Below are 2,748 nucleotides of genomic sequence, written 5' to 3'. Positions count from 1 at the left end.
ACAGGACTTCCCGTGCAAGCCGCTTCAAAGGCGGTGGTCTAGATTACAAAACTACATTGTCGCCCTGTAACCGACCAAAGTTACGCAGGGCGGCTTTTTTATTTGTGGTGCTTGTCGATATTGACCTAATTTTTATTTGCTTTTAGCCAATAGGGTATACCTCAAGAACATTCTCTGCCTCTATACAATTCAGAATTTTTATATACATTTACACAAAATATTTCACACTCTCTTTTTTTTTGAGGGAATTGTTGCTAAATGGATCATCAAAAAATAGTCAATCAATTGATTGGCTATTTTTGATGATATGAATAATTGGGTTTCATGTTTTGTTTAATTATTTATTTTGCGGTGTGGGCGAACCGTGAACAAATAGTGTTTTAAGTATCCTGAACTATACATCAAGATAGCAGCGACAAATCCAATTATTAACAAGACTAATAATGATGACATGGTGGTACTCGATCCATTATGGAAATACAAAGTATTTGTTAGTGTTTGCATGCTAAATCGCATTGGAACCCAACTGTAAATTCCCTTTCGGTACAAAGGATCAAGGGCTTCCGGTGCATAAGATATCACGGCAATTGCTAGGAACCAGACTACGAGTACTAATGGGTAGACAAAAAATCCAAACCAATCCAGGGCACACGTTATAATAAGATAAAAGACAAAGATACTAATAAACATTAATCCGATAAAGTTAATTGGGTTTGGAATTGTTAGGTTAAATACATTAGCAAATAAGAACCCAATTGTTGCTGAAAGAATACTTGCTACCAAACCGGTAATTAGTTGACTAGTTATTGTTGTAGCATTTAAAAATTTTGAAGCGCTTCTTTTTGTATGTTCGCGCCATAAAATAAGAGAGGGAATTAAAGCGCTAAACCACGCCAATGCCACTAGAAGCATGGGTGCTGCGCCACCAATCGTGTTCTTTTCAATTTTATTAGACTCATGAGTAGATACACTAATAGGGGTCGAAACCAAATCCCAAGATTTTGCGGATAAATTAATCTTATTTTTGCTAAGAACACTTTGTTGCTGTGCGCTAATTCGTGATGAAAGCGTATTTGCAATCTGAGGAAGTGCTTGGGATAGCAATTGCGATACTTGAGCATTCATTCCTTGATTAATACTGATCTTAATCTGTGCAGGGTGAACGGGTTTCTGTGTAACAAATTTAGCTTGAAGCAATTGTGATTTTGCAGAATCTGGTAATTCCTCCTTTTTTTGAAGAGTAGTGAGCTTTTGGCTAATAATTTGGGCCTTTAGCGATTCATTTTGCTGCTGTAACTCTTTTGAAAATCCTGATCTAATAATGAAAGCCCCATAATACTTTTGATCATTAAAACCATCTTTTTGTGGAGATACCCATTTGATTTTTGAATCTTTTCCATTGAATTTCTTTCGCAACTTACTTTCAATTTTATTGCTGAGAATTCCTTTGTCTTCGTTGACAAGTGCTACAGGAATTTGTTTTACTTTGACAGAGTTACGTATGCCAATTAAGGCAAATGAAACTATTCCAATAATTGCTCCAACAAGCAATAATGCTAACCAATATCTTTTACTACGAATTACATCGAACATCTGATATTCCTCCCTTTTAAGCTAAGTACTAATAATAGTGGATATTATTTTGGAAAGACATAGACAACTTTTTTTGAAACGTCACTTAGGCATACAAAATGTTATTTGTGTATACTTAAGTTACATATGGATCTATACTGATGTTTGGAGAAAAGGAGGAACTTATGACTGATTTAAGAAATAAGAGAACAGAAATGTTAATTGAAAATTCTTTTATACAATTAGTAAGACAACAGGGATTTAATAATGTATCGGTAATTGATATCTCTAATAAAGCCTTGATCAATCGTCAGACATTTTATAGGCACTATCAGGATAAGTATCACTTGGCCGCGAAAATGATTCAGGATTTTGTGTCGACTTATGATTCAGTATTGAAGAAAAGAAGTAATTTAAATAAACAAAATCAAAACTTTTTGAGCATTACATCCATATTGGCACCTGATATAAAAAATCTTTTAATCAAACAACGTGAAAAGATTTTAGCATTGCGCTCTATTCAATTGGATAGCAAAGATTTGAGTAGTGAGATAAAAAGGGTTTTAAGAAACAATCTTGTAAGTATGCTGGAGGAAAAACCTGATAAGTTTGAAATGTCATTATTAACTTCACTTATTCTGGGTAGTTTTAATTACCTAATTGATGAACAAGAATTGCCTGATACAAGTAAAATACAACATGCAATTACAGGAATCCTTTGTTTGATAAGCTAAACCTGAATTATTCATATAAATCCCAAAATTTACGACAGTTACTGTAGTATCAACGTTGTCTAATGTTTTCACTTTTCACCTGTTGGGTGATAAAAAAAGAACCCCAATCTGTTAGATTGAAGTTACCACAACCATCAATCGAAGAGAGGGATTCCAATGTTTAGCGTTCCGAAAATTCATCTAGAAAGCAACCAGCAAGTGATTTTAACACATGATGGTGGGCATTTATTGACATAAGAGCATTTAGGGAAAGTAGAATCTTTCTATTTTCAATAAGTTAACGTGACGGCCACTAGGGTATACCCTAATGGTCTTTTTTATTTCTGTGCTATACTAGGAATTACAAGTGTTCATTAGAACTGTCCAAAAGGAGAATTGGAAATGGCTAAAATCGGTTATGCTCGTGTGAGTTCCAAGGAGCAACATTTAGATCGACAGTTAG

2 protein-coding genes and 1 pseudogene are annotated in these 2,748 nt (G+C 34.3%); 2 read left to right on the top strand and 1 reads right to left on the bottom strand.

Annotation, left to right across the window (positions count from 1 at the left end; genetic code table 11):
* Positions 1 to 333: 333 nt before the first annotated feature.
* Positions 334 to 1,593 (bottom strand): YhgE/Pip domain-containing protein, encoded by a 1,260-nt coding sequence (locus ACKTR2_RS10085; RefSeq protein WP_407885002.1) that lies wholly within the window; start codon positions 1,591 to 1,593, stop codon positions 334 to 336.
* 164 nt (positions 1,594 to 1,757) lie between these two features.
* On the opposite strand from ACKTR2_RS10085, the gene ACKTR2_RS10080 reads away from it, so the two are divergent.
* Positions 1,758 to 2,306, top strand: coding sequence for a TetR/AcrR family transcriptional regulator (locus ACKTR2_RS10080; protein WP_407885000.1), 549 nt, complete (start codon positions 1,758 to 1,760; stop codon positions 2,304 to 2,306).
* Between the two features lie 381 nt (positions 2,307 to 2,687).
* Positions 2,688 to 2,748, top strand: a pseudogene (locus ACKTR2_RS10075) (recombinase family protein); the annotation flags it as partial.

Origin of the sequence: Furfurilactobacillus curtus (assembly GCF_045862785.1) — a bacterium.
Classification (GTDB): domain Bacteria; phylum Bacillota; class Bacilli; order Lactobacillales; family Lactobacillaceae; genus Furfurilactobacillus; species Furfurilactobacillus curtus.
The sequence above is the reverse complement of the archived record's forward strand: the minus strand, read 5'-3'. Positions and strand labels throughout refer to the sequence as shown.